General features: G+C 34.1%; 17 protein-coding genes and 1 riboswitch. Of the genes, 1 reads left to right on the top strand and 16 read right to left on the bottom strand.

Features of this window, described 5'->3' with window-relative positions:
- Positions 1-66: 66 nt before the first annotated feature.
- From QO263_RS04420 to QO263_RS04365, 12 genes are all read right to left on the bottom strand, one after another.
- Positions 67-270, bottom strand: a complete 204-nt coding sequence (locus tag QO263_RS04420) for a hypothetical protein (protein WP_285626845.1) — start codon at positions 268-270, stop codon at positions 67-69.
- A 263-nt stretch (positions 271-533) separates the two neighbouring features.
- Positions 534-1,421 carry a peptidylprolyl isomerase gene (locus QO263_RS04415; protein ID WP_285626842.1) on the bottom strand — a complete coding sequence of 296 codons (888 nt, stop codon included), beginning with the start codon at positions 1,419-1,421 and terminating at the stop codon, positions 534-536.
- 271 nt (positions 1,422-1,692) lie between these two features.
- The gene (locus tag QO263_RS04410) at positions 1,693-2,865 is read right to left on the bottom strand and encodes a cation:proton antiporter domain-containing protein (RefSeq protein WP_285626840.1); all 1,173 of its coding nucleotides are present in this window, start codon (positions 2,863-2,865) and stop codon (positions 1,693-1,695) included.
- Positions 2,866-2,922: 57 nt separating this feature from the next.
- Positions 2,923-2,981, bottom strand: a riboswitch (Fluoride riboswitch).
- Between the two features lie 161 nt (positions 2,982-3,142).
- The gene (locus QO263_RS04405) at positions 3,143-4,633 is read right to left on the bottom strand and encodes a sensor histidine kinase (protein ID WP_285626837.1); all 1,491 of its coding nucleotides are present in this window, start codon (positions 4,631-4,633) and stop codon (positions 3,143-3,145) included.
- Complete coding sequence (locus tag QO263_RS04400; protein WP_285626834.1) at positions 4,626-5,309, bottom strand: response regulator transcription factor; 684 nt, start codon at positions 5,307-5,309, stop codon at positions 4,626-4,628. The genes QO263_RS04405 and QO263_RS04400 overlap by 8 nt, the downstream gene beginning before the upstream one ends.
- Positions 5,287-5,862 carry a DUF4342 domain-containing protein gene (locus QO263_RS04395; protein WP_285626832.1) on the bottom strand — a complete coding sequence of 192 codons (576 nt, stop codon included), beginning with the start codon at positions 5,860-5,862 and terminating at the stop codon, positions 5,287-5,289. The genes QO263_RS04400 and QO263_RS04395 overlap by 23 nt, the downstream gene beginning before the upstream one ends.
- A gap of 191 nt (positions 5,863-6,053) precedes the next feature.
- Positions 6,054-7,793 (bottom strand): ABC transporter ATP-binding protein, encoded by a 1,740-nt coding sequence (locus tag QO263_RS04390; protein ID WP_285626831.1) that lies wholly within the window; start codon positions 7,791-7,793, stop codon positions 6,054-6,056.
- Positions 7,765-9,525, bottom strand: a complete 1,761-nt coding sequence (locus tag QO263_RS04385; RefSeq protein WP_285626829.1) for an ABC transporter ATP-binding protein — start codon at positions 9,523-9,525, stop codon at positions 7,765-7,767. Before QO263_RS04385 ends, QO263_RS04390 begins: the two co-directional genes overlap by 29 nt.
- Positions 9,526-9,820: 295 nt before the next feature.
- Positions 9,821-11,173 (bottom strand): amidohydrolase, encoded by a 1,353-nt coding sequence (locus QO263_RS04380; RefSeq protein ID WP_285626826.1) that lies wholly within the window; start codon positions 11,171-11,173, stop codon positions 9,821-9,823.
- Complete coding sequence (locus QO263_RS04375; protein WP_285626825.1) at positions 11,163-12,290, bottom strand: M20/M25/M40 family metallo-hydrolase; 1,128 nt, start codon at positions 12,288-12,290, stop codon at positions 11,163-11,165. The genes QO263_RS04380 and QO263_RS04375 overlap by 11 nt, the downstream gene beginning before the upstream one ends.
- Positions 12,291-12,309: 19 nt before the next feature.
- Entirely contained in the window at positions 12,310-12,978 is a 669-nt protein-coding gene (locus tag QO263_RS04370) for a hypothetical protein (RefSeq protein WP_285626823.1), read from the bottom strand.
- A gap of 19 nt (positions 12,979-12,997) precedes the next feature.
- A complete protein-coding gene (locus QO263_RS04365) occupies positions 12,998-13,708 on the bottom strand; it encodes a DUF5058 family protein (protein ID WP_285626821.1) in 711 nt (236 codons plus the stop codon).
- Positions 13,709-13,981: 273 nt separating this feature from the next.
- On the opposite strand from QO263_RS04365, the gene QO263_RS04360 reads away from it, so the two are divergent.
- Positions 13,982-14,536 carry a cupin domain-containing protein gene (locus QO263_RS04360; RefSeq protein ID WP_285626819.1) on the top strand — a complete coding sequence of 185 codons (555 nt, stop codon included), beginning with the start codon at positions 13,982-13,984 and terminating at the stop codon, positions 14,534-14,536.
- A gap of 185 nt (positions 14,537-14,721) precedes the next feature.
- Here the strand turns inward: QO263_RS04360 and QO263_RS04355 are convergent, their stop codons facing one another.
- The 4 genes from QO263_RS04355 to QO263_RS04340 all read right to left on the bottom strand — a co-directional run bounded on the left by QO263_RS04355 (position 14,722) and on the right by QO263_RS04340 (position 19,414).
- On the bottom strand, positions 14,722-15,210 hold the full coding sequence (locus tag QO263_RS04355) for a M48 family metallopeptidase (RefSeq protein ID WP_285626816.1): 489 nt from the start codon (positions 15,208-15,210) through the stop codon (positions 14,722-14,724).
- Positions 15,211-15,345: 135 nt separating this feature from the next.
- Entirely contained in the window at positions 15,346-16,821 is a 1,476-nt protein-coding gene (locus QO263_RS04350) for a protein adenylyltransferase SelO (RefSeq protein ID WP_285629202.1), read from the bottom strand.
- Positions 16,822-17,144: 323 nt separating this feature from the next.
- Positions 17,145-18,191 (bottom strand): MerR family transcriptional regulator, encoded by a 1,047-nt coding sequence (locus tag QO263_RS04345; RefSeq protein WP_285626814.1) that lies wholly within the window; start codon positions 18,189-18,191, stop codon positions 17,145-17,147.
- A gap of 158 nt (positions 18,192-18,349) precedes the next feature.
- The gene (locus QO263_RS04340) at positions 18,350-19,414 is read right to left on the bottom strand and encodes a uroporphyrinogen decarboxylase family protein (protein WP_285626812.1); all 1,065 of its coding nucleotides are present in this window, start codon (positions 19,412-19,414) and stop codon (positions 18,350-18,352) included.
- Between the last annotated feature and the right edge of the window lie 41 nt (positions 19,415-19,455).

Genomic DNA, 19,455 nt, shown 5'->3' with positions numbered 1-19,455 from the left:
GATGTGCCACATCTGCCGCACCCTGAGAAGGTAGGGGGTAAGAGAGCCTTTCCTCCCCCTCCGTATTTAGAAAAATCCTCTTATTATCATCGTAAGTCCTAGAATTGCTAAAGGTATACCCAGTACAGCACCAATAACTGTTACACTTAATACTATACCAATGATTATGAAAACTAGACCTAAAATAACAGCTACTAATCTCCCTGTCATTCTTATTATTCCTTCAACTAATTTTGCCAATGCAATGAAAGGAAATAATAAAATTTTCACGTAATCTCCCCCTTATATTATTTAAACATTAAATCTTCTTGACTAATTAAGCTCTTCTCCAGTCCTACTATTATTATACTATGATCAATTCCAATAATGTATCCTTTGATATAGTATTAAGGAAATAGTGAAAATAAGTCTGAAGTAAGCTTTTGATACTATTTTGCAAAAAAATAAAGGATAGTTTAAGACTGTTTTAAAATATAGCTTCTAATTGTCATAAACCATCCCTTTTGTTATTTTCTTATGCAAAAAAATATTTCTTATTTTTCAGTAAGATAATTAGTTATTTTGTATTCAGTTAATTTTTCTTGATACCATTTTTGATATGCATCAGGAAGCTTATCTTCTAGCAATATGTTTTTTATATTATCTTTATTTTCTTCAAAATTTGCTTCTTTTTCTTCTTTCTTATCTTCTACTTTGATTATATGATAACCATGCTCTGTCTTAACAGGTTCACTAATTGCACCTATTTCTAAAGCAAAAGCAGCATCTGAAAAGCTTGAAATCATATCTCCTCTTTCAAAGAAGCCCAAGTCTCCTCCTGAGTCTTTATTGTTTTCATCTTTTGAATATTCTTTTGCTAATTTTGCAAAATCCTCTCCAGCTGAAAGCTTTTCTTTAACTTCATTGGCTTCCTCTTCTGTTTCAACTAGAATGTGGCTTGCTTTTACTTGCTCTTCTTGTTTAAATGTATCCTTATTTTCTTCAAAATATTTCTGTATTTCTTCTTCTGCTATTGAAATACTAGGTTCAAGAAGTTTCTTTATCTGAGTATTCGTAGTGATATTTTTCTTTATATCTTCTACTGAGTATCCATAATACTCCATAGCTTGATTAAATGCTGCTTCTCCACCATAATTTTCTTTAATTTTGTTAAGCTCTGCTTCAACATCTTCTTTAGGAACATCAATTTTTTGCTTCTCTGCCTCAGACTTTATAATCCTTTCAGCAATTAAAGAATCTAACACTTGAGCACCACTTTGTTCGACTAATATATTATATAGCTCGTCCTTAGTAATGATGTCATCATTTACTTTAGCTACGATTTCTTCATTTTTGCACCCAGTCATGCCTATGACAAGTACTAATGAAATAGCTAATAGTGTGTACTGCCACATTCTTTTGTTTGTTAATTTTTTTATCATATTTACCTCCAAATTTTGATTTATGGAAAGGAGTTTATATAAAAAATAACTTGTTTAGATTTCCGATCCATATAATATACTTCTTTTATATCATAGAAATGATAAAAAGTCTCGCTTTATCTATTATACAACAAAAGTGTGAAATAATTGTGAACAAATTGTGAAATAAATAATAATTTAAACCACATACTTAAAAATAAAATATGCAGTTCCATATTCTGTAGCTTATATTTTTTTGCCACAATTCATAAATTTATACCACAATAAGCCATTATAGCAGCTTTTCTGCTGATATATTAATCCCTATAGCTCCCAAAGGTGCTGTTATCAGTATAGATAGCACTGCAATCGCCAAAATGACATCTCCCGATCCTACTCCTAATGATAAAGGAACTGCTCCCATTGCAGCTTGTACAGTTGCTTTTGGTACATAGGCGATAACACAAAACAGTCTCTCTTTCCAGTTCAAATCCGTACCTAGCAGAGAAATAATAACTCCTATGCTTCTTCCAATAATACCAATCAGAATTACTATAATTCCGACTCCTCCTGCATTTAAGGCTACTCTAATGTTTACTTGAGCTCCTACTAGCACAAATAATAGTATTTCTGCAAAAACCCATATTTTATTGAATTTTGATGCAAGTCGTTTTCCCACATTAGGCATCTTATCAACAATTATAAATCCAATAGTCATAACTCCCAATAATGATGCTATCTCTATTTTGGTCTTTAGCAAGTTTTCCAATTCAGTGAGCAAAATAGACAGTCCTAATATCAATAAGACCTTTTTAGTATCTCTTATGTGATATTTTTTGAAGATTTTTATCATTATAAAACCAATAATAATACCAGAGGCAATACCAAGTAATATTGATATTGGAATACTTAATATCTGTATGCCAATGTTCATGTGAGCACCACTGTATAGACCTAAAAAAGCACTAAATATAGTAATAGCAAAAACATCATCAATAGAAGCTCCCGCTAGTATTAAGGTTGGAATGCCTTTTTTAGTTCCCATATTACTCTCTATTAAGCGTAGCATAGATGGGACTACAACAGCAGGAGAAACAGCGGCGATAATAAAGCCTAATATTCCCCCTTGAACAAAGGAAAAATTTAAAAGCTTAACTGATGCGAGAGCAATAAAAAAACCTTCTATTAAGCCTGGTATACAGCTCATTTTTAATGCAGTTCCGCCAATCTTTTTCAGATCATCTTTATTGATCCCAAGCCCAGCTCTTAATAGAATAATGATTAAAGCAATTTTTCTCAAATCCGCTGAGGCATGAATCATATCTGCCTGAAGTAAATTTAAACCATAAGGACCTATGATGATCCCTAATATAAGCATTCCTAATAAGCCTGGAATCTTAATCTTTTCAAACAACTTATTCGCTGGTAATCCTAATAATAAAATAATTGCTAAACTCGATGCCATAATTGGCTCCTCCTTTGATTAGAAAATAAAAAAACTCCTACAGGCATAGGTACACTACCACCTGTAGGAGTCATTAGCATTTTGCAGTTTTGGTGAACTCCATCACCATTTTTTGATTTCTAATAGAATTATAGCCTAATATGATTTTCGTGTCAATAATATAGGCATTTTTTTAGTTTTCATGAAATTAATCATATCTTCATCAAAGAATTTACTATGGCTTAGTTAAAATTATTATACAGTGATTCTAGAATCAAAAAACAATAGATAGCATTTTTTATCCTATTGCTAATTCAGTAGAAGGCATTTTAGATACAGGAATGATAATCGTTATACGAGTTCCTATGTTTATTCTACTCAATATTTCAAAATGACCTCCATGGCGTTCTACTATCCATTTAGCAATGGATAAACCTAGTCCTGCTCCACCTGTTTTTCTTGCTCTTGATTCATCAGAACGATAAAAGCGATTAAAAACTTGGGGCAAATATTCTGGAGCTATTCCTATACCGCTATCTTGGACTGTAATATGAACAGAATTATCCTCATTAGCAACTCTTAGAATGATTTTCTTCCCTTGAGGAGTGTATTTTATACTGTTATCTACAAGTATTCGAATTGCTTGCTTTATAAGCTGTCTATCGGCATTAATATAGGCTGGCCTATTTAAATCAATTTCAAAGTTATGATTTGGATCAATCATTTGTGTTTCGCGAACTATCTCATCAACTATTTCACTAGCATCAAAGTCTTCTTTGTGAAGCTGAATAGTTTCATTATCACCACGAGCAAGGAAAAGAAGCTGCTCTACTAACTCCTTCATATTTTCTGTCTCGCTCTTAATTGCATCAATCGATTCCTGCATTGTCTTCTCATCTTTTTTACCCCAGCGGTCAAGAAGATTTACATATCCCTGTATTACAGATATAGGAGTTCTTAGTTCATGTGAAGCATCTGAAACAAATCTTACCTGAGATTGATAAGAATCATCGATGCGATTTAGCATATCATTTATAGCATATGCCAAATCTTTAAGCTCATTTTGAGAACTATCAACAGATATACGTTTATCCAGCTTATTAGCATCGATGCTGCTAATAACACCTGCTAAATCCTTTATATATGTCCCATCTGCTTTAGAGCCCATTGATAGTACCTCAGCATTAAGACTTTTTGCTGTCTCTGCAAGATCGGACAAGGGCTTAAGGGTTTTTCTTATTATCCCTGAACCTTTCACAATGTTTTCAATTATAATTAGCAGCTCAAATATTAGTAAAATTAAAAATAAATATAAAAACAATTTCAAATCAGAGCCCAATGCATAAACTATTTCGTAGGAAGTGTCTTCAATAGGAAATGCAACAGTATATCTGATTAAGTCTATTCTTTCTAATAATTTAGTCTCTTTATAGGCTTTAGCCATTCTGATGCTCCGTTTCGCATCAGTAATTTTTAGAGGCAAAAGTTTTTGTATGCTTTGAGGAAATGTGACACCCCTTGAAGGCTTTCTTATTACTGAGATTTCATAGCCGCCATGATATGTTGACTGTAAATTATCAGGCATTGACTCTATTATTTCAACTATATCTTTAGCTCCCTCTTCGGTTTTCCACAAAATAACGAAAAACCCTATTGAAATGATAATAAGGTTTATTGACATAAATCCAGAGAACAATCTGCCTATCATTCGTATATTAAGCTTTAAAACAAGAGATGAACGGATTTTAGTAGTAATATTGCTTGAATGCATATTTTTAGTATTACTCATCTTTTATCACATACCCCACTCCACGAACAGTATGAAGCAATTTTAGTCCAAATGGCTCCTCAACCTTTGAACGAAGATATCTAATATACACATCAACTGCATTTGTTCCGCCTGAAAAATCATAACCCCATATATGCTGAAGTAAAGTTTCACGACTTACAACAATGTTTTTATTTTCTAAAAGATAGTGCAGCAAATCAAACTCCTTTTTTGTTAAATCCAGCAAGTTATCCCCTACCTTAACTTCTCTTCTGATGGGATCAAGACTTAGCTCCCCAGCAATGAGCTCAGACAAGGTTTTAGTCGCATTGTTATTAGACTTTTTCCTAAGAGTAGCTCTGATTCGTGCAAGCAGCTCTTCAATTGCAAAGGGCTTAGTAATATAATCATCTGCACCCCCATCAAGTCCTGTAACTTTATCTACAACAGCATCTCTGGCAGTAAGAAGTATAACAGGCAAGTCAGAACTTTTACGAATTCTTCTAAGAACCTCAAGTCCATTTAAGGCTGGCAACATGATATCCAGCAATACAAGATCAAAGGGTTGGGTTGTTGCAAGCTTCAACCCATCCCTTCCATTGAATGCCTTCTCTACTTCATAGCCTTCATATTTAAGCTCTAATTCTATAAAACGTGCTATTTTTTCTTCATCTTCAATTATCAGAATTCTTTCCATTGGATTTATCACCCTTAACTTCCTTTTTAAGATTCTCAGCTGCATCTGCAACAGAATCCATTGCACGATTAACATTTTCCTTTCCTAAGTCAGGACCGCTAAACATGTACCTATACCCGAAGAAGAGTCCCACAATCATAAGAGGAATAGTTACCCAAAACATGAATAATAGCAGCAACGCTAATATTGTAACTGGAATAGTTACTACCTTTTCCCCGCCTTTTATGACTTCAAAGCTATTCTTATTCCCTCTATTTATTATTTCTCCACACCATCTAAAAAACCTTCCTACTAGTTCTGAAAAAGATGCATTATCAGTTCTATTTTTTTCTTCTTTAAAACTTTTCTCTCGACAATTATTTTCCGTACCTTGCTGACTATTCTTAGAACTGTAATGTCCACCTCCCACAGGTGCTTGAATACGATTTTGCTTTTCTAGCTTTATTATTGCCTCAAGAATATCACCATTAGTTTCCTCAAGCACTGCCCTTGCTTCTTCATAAGAAATATTCGCATGCTGACATAACTTTTCTACCTGTTCTAAAGTAACCATAATTATAACCTCCTGTTATTTAATATGGCTTAATTATAACAATACAAACTTTGAAAACAATTCAAGGAACATTAAAATTTCATTAAAATTAGCTAGCACGACAGATTAAAATTATTATTTGATTTGGCTCCACCCGTTCATTGTAAAAAAGTATGTAAAATATATCTCCTAAAAATAAAGAGAGATACCATTTAACTCCAAGTGAGCTTCTCCAATGCAATATGATTTCGATACCAATCATCACTTTCTAAAAGCATCTCAGGAGAGCCTGCGTTTTTAACTCTACCATTTTCTAATATAACTACTGTATCGCTGGTAAGCATAGAGGATAAACGGTGAGATATGGACAGTATTGTATGAGCCTCGCTTGTTTTTTGCAACACGGAAACTATTTTTTCTTCTGTAATAGAATCAAGGTTTGCCGTAATCTCATCTAGCAAAAGAATAGGAGGATTTGTTACGATAGCTCTAGCTATTGCCAAAAGTTGTTTCTGTCCTTGAGAAAAAAGAGTCTCGCTGGTTACATTAGTATCTAGTCCATTTTCCAAAGATTCTACATATTCTGTAAGTCCTACAAAATCCAAGGCTCTTTCTATTTGTTCTCTTGCTATACTTTCGTCCTGCAAACTTATTTGATCTGACACTGCTCCCTTTATCATGTGAAAGCTTTGATCTACATATCCGAATATTTTGCGCTTTTCTGAATTTGGTATGTCATAAACATCAATCCCATTTATTGTGATATTGCCCTTTGTTGGTTTTAAAATCCCCATTATGAGCTTAAATAATGTAGTCTTTCCAACTCCTGTCCTTCCTACAAATGTAACCTTCTCATTTGGTTTTAAGCTAAGGCCAATATCTTGGAGAACATCAGTACCTTTTTCATATTGAAATGTGACATCATTAAAGGACAATCTTACATCTTTACCTTTAGGTATGATATCCTCTGCCTTTAGTTCCTTCTTCTTAAAATCATCTTCTGCTTCGCTAAAAAAATCATTTACTCTTTTGATGCCAGATATGGCCTGCTGAATATTCTGCAGTTCCATACCTAAGTTCTCAATTGGTGCAAATAGGTTTGATATTAATTCAATTGATGCCGCAACCATACCTAAAGATATACCTAAATAATTAAATTGTTTAGAGGATAGTACTACAACAAAACCAATAACAACTGCACGAGTAAGTTGAATTATTGGGGAATATACAGAGTCATAGAAATTAACTTTCTCAACCGTTCTATAATTATGAAGCAAATACCTTGTATAGTTATTTTCCATATAATCTTCCTTGCTGTAGGATTTAATCATCTGTACATTTTTTATGCTTTCAGAAATATGATTATTTACTTTACCTACCAATATTCGATTCTCAATCTGTGCCTTTAGCATTCTTTTTTGAAAAAGCCGAGTGATACTATAAATAGCTGGCATCAGTAATACTGTTACAATTCCAAGCTTGCTGCTGAATATCCAGATTGAGATGACAATACCTATAAGCTTAAGACAGTCAATCATCATTCCAATGATGCCACTTGTAAATAGTGAATTAATTGCATCAACATCATTTGTGAATTGTGAAACTATTGCTCCTGAACTGTTAGAGGAAAAGAATGCTGAATTTATTCTCTCAAGCTTTTCCATCATCTCAATTCGTATTTCCTTTGTAATCCCTTGTCCTAAAACTGTAAGAATAGCCTCTTTAACAAAATCAAATATTCCGATAAGTAGCAGTATACCAATATAAGCAATAGCTAAAACAAATAATTTGTCATAATTCCTTGGCACAAGATTGTGATCAATTATATATTTTAAAATCTGAGGAGGAATTAAACTAGCTATGACAACACCGCAAATGGTAAAAACCAACAGCATACTCGTTCCAATATTATTTTTAATCACTTTAAATATTGACTTTTTTATTGCATCCATTGCTCTCCCCCTCTGTGAACTGTAAATTAAATATTGTAGCATAGAGCTCAGATTTTCTCATAAGCTCGTCATGGGTACCATAATCTACTGTTTTATCATTCTTTAAGAGAATAATTTTATCTATTCTATTAAAAATAGCTAAGCGATGAGAAATTAAAATAATCAAGCTATCTTTATAATTATTTTTTAAGCTTTCTATAATTTTTTCTTCTGTCTTCATATCAACAGCTGAAAAAGGATCATCTAATATGATAATTTTATTTTTATTGAGAAGTGCTCTTGCAAGGGATATTCTGGCCTGCTGACCTCCACTTAATTTTACTCCGCTATTTCCAACTAAAGTATCTTGTCCATTAGGCATTGCTTTCAAGTCTTCATCAAAGCAAACATCCTTTAATACAGAAGTAATGTCTTCTTTGCTTCCCATAGTTATATTGTTGTATATGGTATCTGAAAGTAGCTGAGGCTTATGTCCTAAATAAGAAATCATTTGGCTTCGCTCATATTCCGAATAGTCTCTTAGTTCCTTACCATCTATCTTGATACTTCCCATATAAGGATATATACCTAACAAGGATAATCCAAGGGTAGATTTACCAGAAGCAATGGAACCTGTCACCCCAATAATTTCCCCTTGTTTCCCTGTGAAGCTAATATTATTTAAGATATTTTCTTTACCTTCTTCATATGTGAATACAAGATTCTCGACTAAAAGTGTAGTATCCCTTCGATTTATATTTAAATAAGTATCTTTGATTTTATATTCTTCAAGATATGGTTTAATACGCTTCCACGATACCTGGGATTTTTGTACAGAATTAAATAGCTTTGCTGCCTTACTTGCCTTAACTGCCATAGCAGTAAACATAGCGATATAAGTAGAAAAAGTTCCTATGGTCCAGCTACTATTAATGACCTTTGTACCTCCTAGGTAGATTACTATTATTATTCCGAGCATGGCAATAACATGGTAAATAGGCTGCATAGAGTTTTCTAATATATTGGCTTTAACTGCCTTTTTCTGCAAATCCTCTAGTTCTTCAATATATTTCATTCTATTTTTAGATTCCATGCCACTTACTCTATAGAGCATTGAATTCTCAATTGCATCATAGGTGATGTCCGCCACCTCACTGCTTTTTTGACGATATTCCTTTGAATATTTATAGATAACACCTTTTAACTTTTCAGCAAGTACCATAGCAACAGGAATGAAAATAATAGAAAACATAGTTATTTTCACATCATAGGCGAGCATTGATATAAGATATGATGCCATGAGGACACCGGTATCAAAAACCTCAGTAGTAAATTTTCGCATCCCTTCAACACATAAATCAACATCTGAAATAGCTCTTGTCATTAGGTTTCCCGTATTTTCATTGTCCAGCTCAGAAACACTTTTATGCATGATATTATTGTATATCATGAGTCTCATGGTAGCACTAGTGCTGTTGGCAAAACGCCTTATATAAAAGCGCTTAAAATATCGCAGAAGCTGGTTGGTTCCGATAATCAGTATATAAGTAAATGCAAGAATTATTACAAAAGATAAACTTTTTCCATAAGCAATAGAATCTATGAGTTTTCCCTGATATATGGGACCTAAAATAATTGTGATGTTGTATGACAATCCAAATATTATAATGCAAGATACAACAAATTTTTCTTTCTTCCAATAGTTTATGATTTTATCTGGATGCTGCATAGGTTCAATCTTTAATTTTGACATAACATTTAACACCCCTAGCGTAAATCTTTTCTTATCAGGAATAATTCCGCTACTACGAAATTTCTCGGTTTTCCATTTTTAAAAGCTATCTACCTATTCAATACCTTAGATTCTTCTTTCCCTGCTATTTTAAATGTAATACTACCTCTTTCTATTGTCAACATCATTAGAAAAACACAAAATTAATTGTACTAGATACTCAATCAATCACAAAATTCCCTTAGACTGTATATTTAATAAATAAAAGAAGCAAAAAGAACTAGTTCTTTTTGCTTCTTTTATTGCCTATATACACCTATTTGTCTAAAAACTCTTTTTTTATGATTTTATTATTGGATTCCATAAATTTCAGATACTCTTCTTTTGTCATAGCTGGAGCAAAATCTTCAAGAATTCTTTTAGCCTCTTTTGCATTATCAAATAGCAAGTCTATAATAGTTAATGCCAATGCCTTTGCTGGCTCCAAATAGAGATATTCTTCATTGATTATACGGTACTCTTTTGAGTGAAGTTCTCCCCTTATTCCACCAAACATAGGATGCAGGGTTGGCATTATATGGGATACATCTCCTAAATCAAAGGAACCTGTAAAATCTCCTCCTTGTATTATATCCTCCTCTGTTATTCCAAGACTCAATAAATTTTCAAATAATATATCCTCCATTTGTTCATGCCTCAATATTGGCAGATAACCTGGTAATTGTTTAATCTCAACATTTGCACCTACAGCCATAGCACCAGCGATTAACGATCTATTAACCTTTTCATTAGCATCCAACATTGCCTCAATAGTTCTCGCTCTTGTGTATGATTCTATTCTCACATCAGCAGGCACTACATTTACAATATCTCCGCCCTTTGTTATGATTGGATGAACTCTTACCCTATCACATTCTCTAAAGGTCTCTCTTTGGGCATTAATATTGTTTATTGCTAATAATGCTGCATTTACTGCATTTACTCCTTTGTACGGAGCATTACCGGCATGAGCTTCTCTACCAATGAATCGAATATCTTCTCCAATAAATCCATTACTTACTGGCCCAACTAATACCTTCTTATCACCTATGTCTAAAACATGAAACATAACTGCGATATCAACATCATCAAAGGAGCCATTTCTTATTAATTCTTGTTTCCCTCCAAAATATTGAATAGCTCCTTCTTCTTTAAGTTTATTTCTATAATCCAGTTCAATAAATTCTTCTGCAGGAGTTGCAATAAAATCAATTTTACCGTCTAATTCTCTATATACACCTGATTTTATAAGACCAATTGCCACAGCCATCATTCCTGCAATCTGAAAATTGTGACCACATGCATGTGAAACCCCTGAGTCTAAAGCATCTGGATGTTCATTGCAAACTATGCCGTCCAATTCCCCTAAAACTGCAACCTTTGGGCCGGATTTATCATGATTTATTTGAGCCCTGCAGCCAGTATAAGCAATATTATCTATTACATTAAGCTTTAATTCATTTTTAAAAAATTCCTTTACAATTTTTGTTGTTTCAAACTCTTTATATCCAAGCTCTGGATTTTTGTAAATTTTTCTACCTATGTCAAAAATCAAATTCTTATTGTCATCAATTGCAGAAATTACTTTTGATTTCATTATTTCTTTTTTCATGCCCATTTTATTTTTCATTCCTTTTTATATATCTAATAATAGCCTCTGTAGTTTTGAATAGATCATCAATTACTAAATATTCTTCTACAGTATGGACATTATTCATGCCAACCCCTATAATGATTGAGTTGAATCCTTGCTCGGCAAATATATTGCTATCCGAACCCCCTCCAATTACCTTGAGTTCGGAAGGAATATTAAGTTCTTCATATATTTTCGCGAACTCCTTTGCGAACTTCAAATCATCCTTTGGCTTTAATACTGGATAATCACGTTGATAATCGAATTTATAGGTGCCTCCCAGCTTTTCAACTGCCTCATCACATGCCTTTTTATAATATTCAATAATATCCAAAATTTTTTCTTCAGAATGGCTTCTTATTTCTCCGGCAACCTTACATATATCAGGAACTACATTTGAAGGAAATTGTGAGCTTATGGAAGAAATATTCGATGTTGTTAAATCGTCTATTCTGCCTATATTCATACGGGATAAAGCATTGGAAGCTACAGCAATAGCATTTATGCCTTTTTCTGGCTCTATACCAGCATGAGCCTTCTTACCTTGGAAAACAACCTCAATATCGTACTTACTTGGAGCAGAATGTGCAATAAGCCCAGCAGCGCCAGCATTATCGACGACAATCATATTCTTGGAAGGTCGCATACCTTCAGGTACTTTGTCCCAATTAAAATACTTTGCACCAAGCATCCCAACTTCTTCACAAGGAGTCAGAACAACATAAATATCTTTGTGAGATATCTTCTCTTCCTTGATAGTTCTCAAAGCTTCTATAATACTTGCTACTCCTCCTTTGTCATCTCCACCTAATGTAGTACTTCCATCTGTTTTAATAATATTACCCTCTACTACTGGCTGTACATTTAAATTAGGCTCAATTACATCCATATGAGCAGCAAGCGTTACTCCCTCTCCCTCTATATCACCGGGAAACTTGGCTATAATTGAAGGAGAATCTCCACCATATTGCAGGTATCCTTCATCTAAGTATATTGAAGCACCCATCTCCTTCAATAAATTTATGAGATACTCTGCATACTTTCCTTCCTTCCTTGAGGGCGAATGTATTTTTAGCATTTCCATAAAATTATTTAACAATCTTTCCTTATTCAAAACTATCACTTCCTGAAATTTATTTGTTATCTAATTTCTTACTTAACTGGTTCTTGGCAAATACAATAGTTCCAAATACTGATACTAATGTAACGATAAATGACGGCTGTCCTGGAATAAAAGATACAATTTTGGTCATTACAAATGCAATGACAAGGGCAAATATACCTGATTTTGGTGATTTCAGTGCAAATTGAGCAAAAACTCCTCCAAATAAAGCAGGAATAATAAGGGATAGCATTCTCATAAAGGATTCAGGTAATGCAGATAATACAGCTTGCCCAGCAAATACAGCTAGTAGTAAAAATGCAATTCCAATCCATATGGAAACCCCTATTCCTACAGTTCCCATAATTGCTCCTTCATTAGTACCAGATTCATAGCCTGAACCTTCTAAAGCCGATACTGCTGCTGGTATTCTCATATTCACTAAATTTCCAGATAAAAAGCCCATGTATAATCCAGCTCTACCGACAATAGGAAAATAGCTTATGGGCTCACTAAAATAAAAAGCCCCAGAAACTGATATCTGAGAAATTGCTCCAGCTATAATTGCTGCAAATCCCGGATTAAAACCAAATCCCCAAGTCATAACTAATGGAGGAAGGAAACTTACAACAATCCCAAGAAGCATAGTGAATCTACCAATTCTTGTCACATCCTTGATGTATTCATTATATGTATTCATTACATAACCCTCCTATACACTAAAATGTTAAAGTACCAATAATTGCTCCTCCAAACATTGCAATTGTTAAAGCCCATTCCTTTAACCAAGTAATTTTCTTTTCTCCTAGCTTTACACAGATAATCATAATGATTAAGCCTGAAATTGCTGAAACCGTTACATCAGGATTTGTTCTAAACTTTAAATAATTACCAATGTTGAAAAATGCAAAGGATCCAAGCATAGCTCCTATGCTAACTGCTGGTAATAATGCTTTTCTTCCGCTTGTTAACAAATTATTTACCTTATCCATTCTATGTGCAAATAAATATACAAATATTATCCAGCCAATTGACCCTAATGTCATTGTCCATAGAGCATTCGCAAATACTACAGGAGTCATATTAGTAGATAGTTCAGAACCCAAAGCTTTAGCTCCAAAGTTAGCTGCCATTGCCTCAAAATTAGAGCCCCCGATTATACTTAATCTAAAGGCAGATACAGGAGAACCCATGGTAACTAATAGAGCCAATAAGCTACCTACGACTCCTAATGCTGGACCTATGCTACCAATAGCACTTGTCTTAATACCTCTCTTCATCCTAGAATAATCCATCCCCATATTTAGACCAGCCCTAATTGACTTTCTGGTTATCAATATAGATTGAGTTAATATAACAGCAATACCTATTATTGATACGATCCACATAATAGGATGGTTTGCATAATATAAATGATTTGTTTGTTCCATCTTTTAACTCCACCTTTCTTTAATCGATTATGTGAATCCATAACCTAGAGAATAATATTTTATTCATCCTATTAAAAATATTTAAGACTTATATTTTGCAGTGTAAATAGCAATTAATTAGCTTATTTTTATGCTTACCTATAGTATTCTATTTTATGCATTTAATTAAGTGGGAAAGTGGTGGATTAAAAATATAACTTTGCTGTAAACTTAATCACACCCCATAAATATGAAACATAAAATACTATAAAGCCTATGAAAGGAATGGAAAATATGTATGATTTTTATGAACCATATGAGTGCCCTTATTACATTAACTCGCTAATGTATAATCCAAACAACATGTATGAAGCTTATGGAACATATCCATACGCTTACTGGATTAATACGCCAATGTACACTCCTGATTTTTGGAGACGATTAAAGGATTATGGACCAGAGCCATTTGTGGTTAACATTGAAGAGGCTACTAAGCAAAATAATAATTTCCGCACTGCTTTATGGACAGGAAGACATTTGCAGCTTACATTGATGAGCTTAAATGTTGGAGAAGATATTGGTTTAGAGATTCATCCTAATACTGATCAATTTATACGTATTGAAGAAGGTCAAGGACTTGTTAAGATGGGTGATAGAAGAGATAGGTTAGACTTTCAAGCAAAAGTGTATGATGATTTTGCGTTTATTATACCTGCTGGGAAATGGCATAACCTAATAAATACAGGTCATAAACCACTTAAACTATACTCTATTTATGCGCCACCTGCACATCCTCATGGTACAGTTCATGAAACCAAAAGAGATGCCGAAGAACATCACAGACACTAGATATCAAAAGCAGCTATAAAGAGTTCATAAAGGAATAGCTTTCTGATAAGGTCAAGTTCTCCATAAAAAGTTGCTTTTTACGGTACTAAGAAAATATTACAAAGAAATACCCAAACTTATTGAAGCTACCCTTATGGGCAGCCCGTTAATCACAAGTAAAGTTATATTTTCAATCATTATTTCTTCTACATCTCTCTAGTTTTTTCTGTTCCTAAAATAGTCATAGCTTCTTTATATGTTGGATATATTTTACCTACTAAACGCCAGAAGGAACGGTCATGATTCATATGGATCAAATGGCAGAGCTCATGTACAACAACATAGTCAATAGCATTTAAGGGAAACATAATTAGTTTCCAATGGAAAGTTAAATGACCCTTTGAATTACAGCTTCCCCATTTACTTGGGTGATTTTCTATGGAAAAGGACTTGTATTTTACTTTAATATATTGCTGATATGATTTTAGCCTTTCTTCAATTAGCTTTTTACCAGCTTTAGTATAAAAAGCTTGAAGAGCAGCAGCAATGTCAATTTCTCCCTCTTGTGGACTGGTGCATATAAAAGCTTTGCCATTCCATTGAATAGTAATCTTTTTTATAGATAAATCTAACTCTATATATAAAGGATACAGCTTCCCTAAATAGTAGCAATTTATATTAGTTTGTTGTTCCATATAGGTGACTCCTTATATTGATTTAATTATCGATTGAGTTCTTTATTAGCATATCTCAGCATGAAAAAACACCTTGATTTTGAAGTATATCAATTCAAACTCTAGGTGTCAATAGAAGCACTCTTGTATCACTTATCAGGTACCGCAAAAAGTTCTATAGGGTTGAGATGATTCTACAGGCGGCGTTGAGTAATGGGCCTGTTCAGGTGAATGTGCATAGGGATTTGAAAGAGCATCAATAAGTCCTTCCATCACGCTGTAATCTCCTTGCTTCACTGCTGCCTCTAGTGCCTCTTCCACCCGATGATTGCGAGGGATTAATGCTGGATTAGCACTACGCATCAGTTGATGCGAAGAGGCTTTTGTTTCCTGCTGCTTTTCTAGTCTTGCCCTCCATTGCTCGTACCAATTAGCAAATTCAGTGGTATTAAACAAAGTCATATCCTCTAGTCTGTCGAAGGTTAATGCTCGAAAGGTATTAGTATAGTCTGCACGATATTTCTCCATTATACTAAGGAGATCTTCAATAAGGGCTTCGTCCTGTGCCTCTTGATTAAATAGCCCTAATTTTGCCCTCATTCCTTTTAACCACTGAAAATTATATAGCTTAAAGAAATCTTCAACTGCATCCTGAGCTAGCTGGATAGCACGCTCTTGATCAGAATGCAACAGCGGCAATAGAGTTTCGGCAAATCTTGCAAGATTCCATGCTGCAATATCTGGCTGATTGCCATAGGCATAGCGTCCGTAAGTATCTATGGAACTAAACACAGTCTTAAGATTATAGGTATCCATGAATGCACAAGGCCCATAATCAATAGTTTCTCCACTAATAGCCATATTGTCCGTATTCATTACTCCATGAATAAATCCAACTAACTGCCATTTTGCAATCAGTACAGCTTGGCGTTTAATCACTTCCTTAAGTAAGAAAATATATGGATTATCATCAGAATCAAAGTCTGGAAAATGTCTTTGTAATGTATAATCGGCTAGAGTTCGAATATCTTCATCTGTTCCCTTTTCTGCCACGTACTCAAAAGTGCCTACTCGCAAATGACTAGAAGCCACACGGGTTAAAATTGCACCAGGCTGATCAGTTTCCCTAATTATTTTTTCTCCAGTTGTTACTACTGCTAAACTACGGGTAGTAGCAATACCAAGAGCATGCATTGCTTCGCTTATAATATATTCACGCAGCATGGGCCCAAGTGCCGCTCGACCATCACCTCTACGGGAGTATGGTGTTCTGCCCGAGCCCTTAAGCTGAATGTCAAACCTCTCACCTGAGGGCGTAATCTGTTCTCCAAGCAATATAGCTCTACCATCTCCTAGAATTGTAAAATATCCGAATTGATGACCTGCATAAGCCTGAGCAATAGGAAAGGCCTCTTCGGGAATCTTGTTTCCAGAAAGTACTGCTATACCATCATTACTTTGTAGTGTATGAGCGTCAAGACCCAAGGATGCTGCTAATGGATAATTGAGAATGACCAGCTTAGGTGAACATACAGGAGTCGGATTAGTATTAGTAAAAAACAACTTTGGAAGACGAGAATAGCTATTATCTAAATTCCATCCTATTTTTATTGTTGACTTTTGCACTGCCATCATCTCTCACTTCCTTATATATTTTTATGCCATGGTTTTTTGTTTTGAATAGTTCAAAGTCGTATATTTCCTGTGATACTTTTCTTTATCTGCCCATAAATACATGGCAATCCTTTTTAGTATCTGTTCCTGTCAGTTTATTATACCCTACTGTCTATCTATTCAAGCTCTAATAATCCATCAAAATAATCTTTCTCAAAATATCGAGTTCCAATACCATTTTCCCGCTGTTTAAGGCAATTTACTAACGCTAACATAGGGCTTGTGAAATAATATCTCACTTAAATCTGCACTGTCTCCCAGTTTCCTAAGACACAGGATAATTAATTCACTTCAACTATGAAAACCAGTTCATCTATTTTGGTCATTTCTAGTCTTTTATTATGCTTCTTAAAATACTCTATCAGAAATTCAATAATTGAATAATATTCATCTTCTATTTCTTCAACTTCAGCTTTCGTTAATGATTTCAGCATATTTTCTTTATCCAATTCACTTTCAAACATTAAATCTCCTATAACTATTCTTCCATCAGGCTTTAGAACTCTAAGCATCTCCTCTATAGCGATTACTTTTTCTTTTTCAGTCAGATGATGAAATGCATAGGTTGATACTATGACGTCAAATTTATGATTTTCAAAGGGAATTTTTAAAAAATCTCCCAGCCTTAGTTTTAAATCGGAAAATTTTTCTTTTGCTACATTTAGCATATCCCTAGACTGGTCAATTCCTATAATATTATATTTTTCATCCAAAAATCTTGCTGCTAAATTTCCTGTACCTACACCTATTTCCAATACATTAATAGACCTCTCTCTTCCAGCCACTGCCTTTTTAAAGACTGTATCCAGCAGCATATCATATTTTTTATAGAATTTTAAAGTACCAATATCCTTTACTACTGATTCATCATAGGTCCTAGCCCAGCTATTGAAATTCCATTTATCCTTCCATTCACTTTTCACTTTCCATGTTTTATGCATTAATTCTATTATGCTAATTATCTTTTCTTTATAGCTCTCATCTTCACTTTCATATATACTATCCATTATTTCTTCTAAGGAATATTGTATCAACTGCATTTTGTGAATTTGATTATTGATAGCTTCCCATTGAGCATGAAAATGATTTAACATATTATCCTTGCTACCATCCTCAAATATATCCTTAATGCCTTCGATTGAGAGATTTAATTCTCTATACATTAGAATTGTTTGCAGCTTAATTAGTTCATTTTCGGTAAAATATCTATAGCCATTTTCCTCATCCCTTAAAGGCTTAATTAATCCCTTCTTCTCATAAAATCTAATCTTATTTGTAGAAATATTAAGTATTTCAGCTGCTTCCTTTATTAAATAGTGTTTACTCATTTTGCAAACCTCCTCTATCATACTGCATATAATATAAACCTTAGTCTTAGACTAAGGTCAATATGAATTTATATTATTATGATATTGTATGGTAAAGTTATGTTTGTTCCCTTCGCTCATTTGCAAATTACCTCATTCCCACCAAGATTATCGTCATCCTATTTTAATAAATCTAAGTCTATTGGATACTTTCCGTACCTTCGTCCTGCTTCCATAAACATTTCCACCTTTTCAATAGGTGTATTCATTGGAATCTGACAGCCAGTGCTTAGTATATAACCTTTTGGAGAATCATATCCCTTCCTAATAGACTCCTTTACTGATTTATTTATATCAGCCCTGCTGCCTAAATAAATTACATCCACAGGCGGAACATTTCCCGTAATCACCACCTCATCACCCATTATTTTCTTTGCATCCTCCAAGTCTTCTTCATTGTCAATGCTAAAATTAGAAATCCCTGCATCAACAACATCTCTCCACAGCTTTTGGCTTTTCCCGCATATATGTATACCTGGTGCACTTCCTGTAGTTTCTTTAATTTTATTGATATTCCTTTGCAGGTAAGGCAAGGAGAATTCTCTGAACAGCTTTGGACTTATAATACTGGTAGATGACATGGGATCTGCAAAACCGATTGATAATCCAAGCTTGGCTACTTCTTCAATGTATCTATTGTTGGATTCTGCTACTATCCCCATTAAAGTATGCACCTCTTCTGGATATCTCACCATCCATCTTAATAGGTTTTCTGTGCCGACTACAGAGGCGGCAACACTAAATGGACCTGACATGGCAGCTCCAACATCTACATCCTTTATTAATGCATCTCTGGTAAGTTTCAGAGCTTTAAGAAGTATAGGCAGCTTACCATCATTTAAAGGATTAGCCACTTTTAATTTTTCTATTTCATCTATAGATTTAACAGCCGGCTCTAGAAGATATGATATATTATAATCAGGATATGCTATTTTAGAGCCCATAGCCTCTGCCATACCTCGCAAGCTAGTGGATATGCTTACGCTGTCATGGTGCAATCTTTTAAATAATTCAATTTCCAGCTCCGCCATAAGCTCTGCTGAATGATAGTAATCACTTGCCTTTATGCCAAGAAAAGGTGCCATAGTTACACCCATATCAGGAACACAAATCACCCTATCTATTTCCTCTCCTCGACTAAAGGCATCCATTCGCTCTCTTGGAGTCATTTCTTCTTTGATCACTTAAAAAGCACTCCCTTCCATTAATAGTTAAATTACCCTAA

The organism is Proteiniborus sp. MB09-C3 (assembly GCF_030263895.1).
Classification (GTDB): Bacteria; Bacillota; Clostridia; order Tissierellales; family Proteiniboraceae; genus Proteiniborus.
The sequence above is the reverse complement of the archived record's forward strand: the minus strand, read 5'-3'. Positions and strand labels throughout refer to the sequence as shown.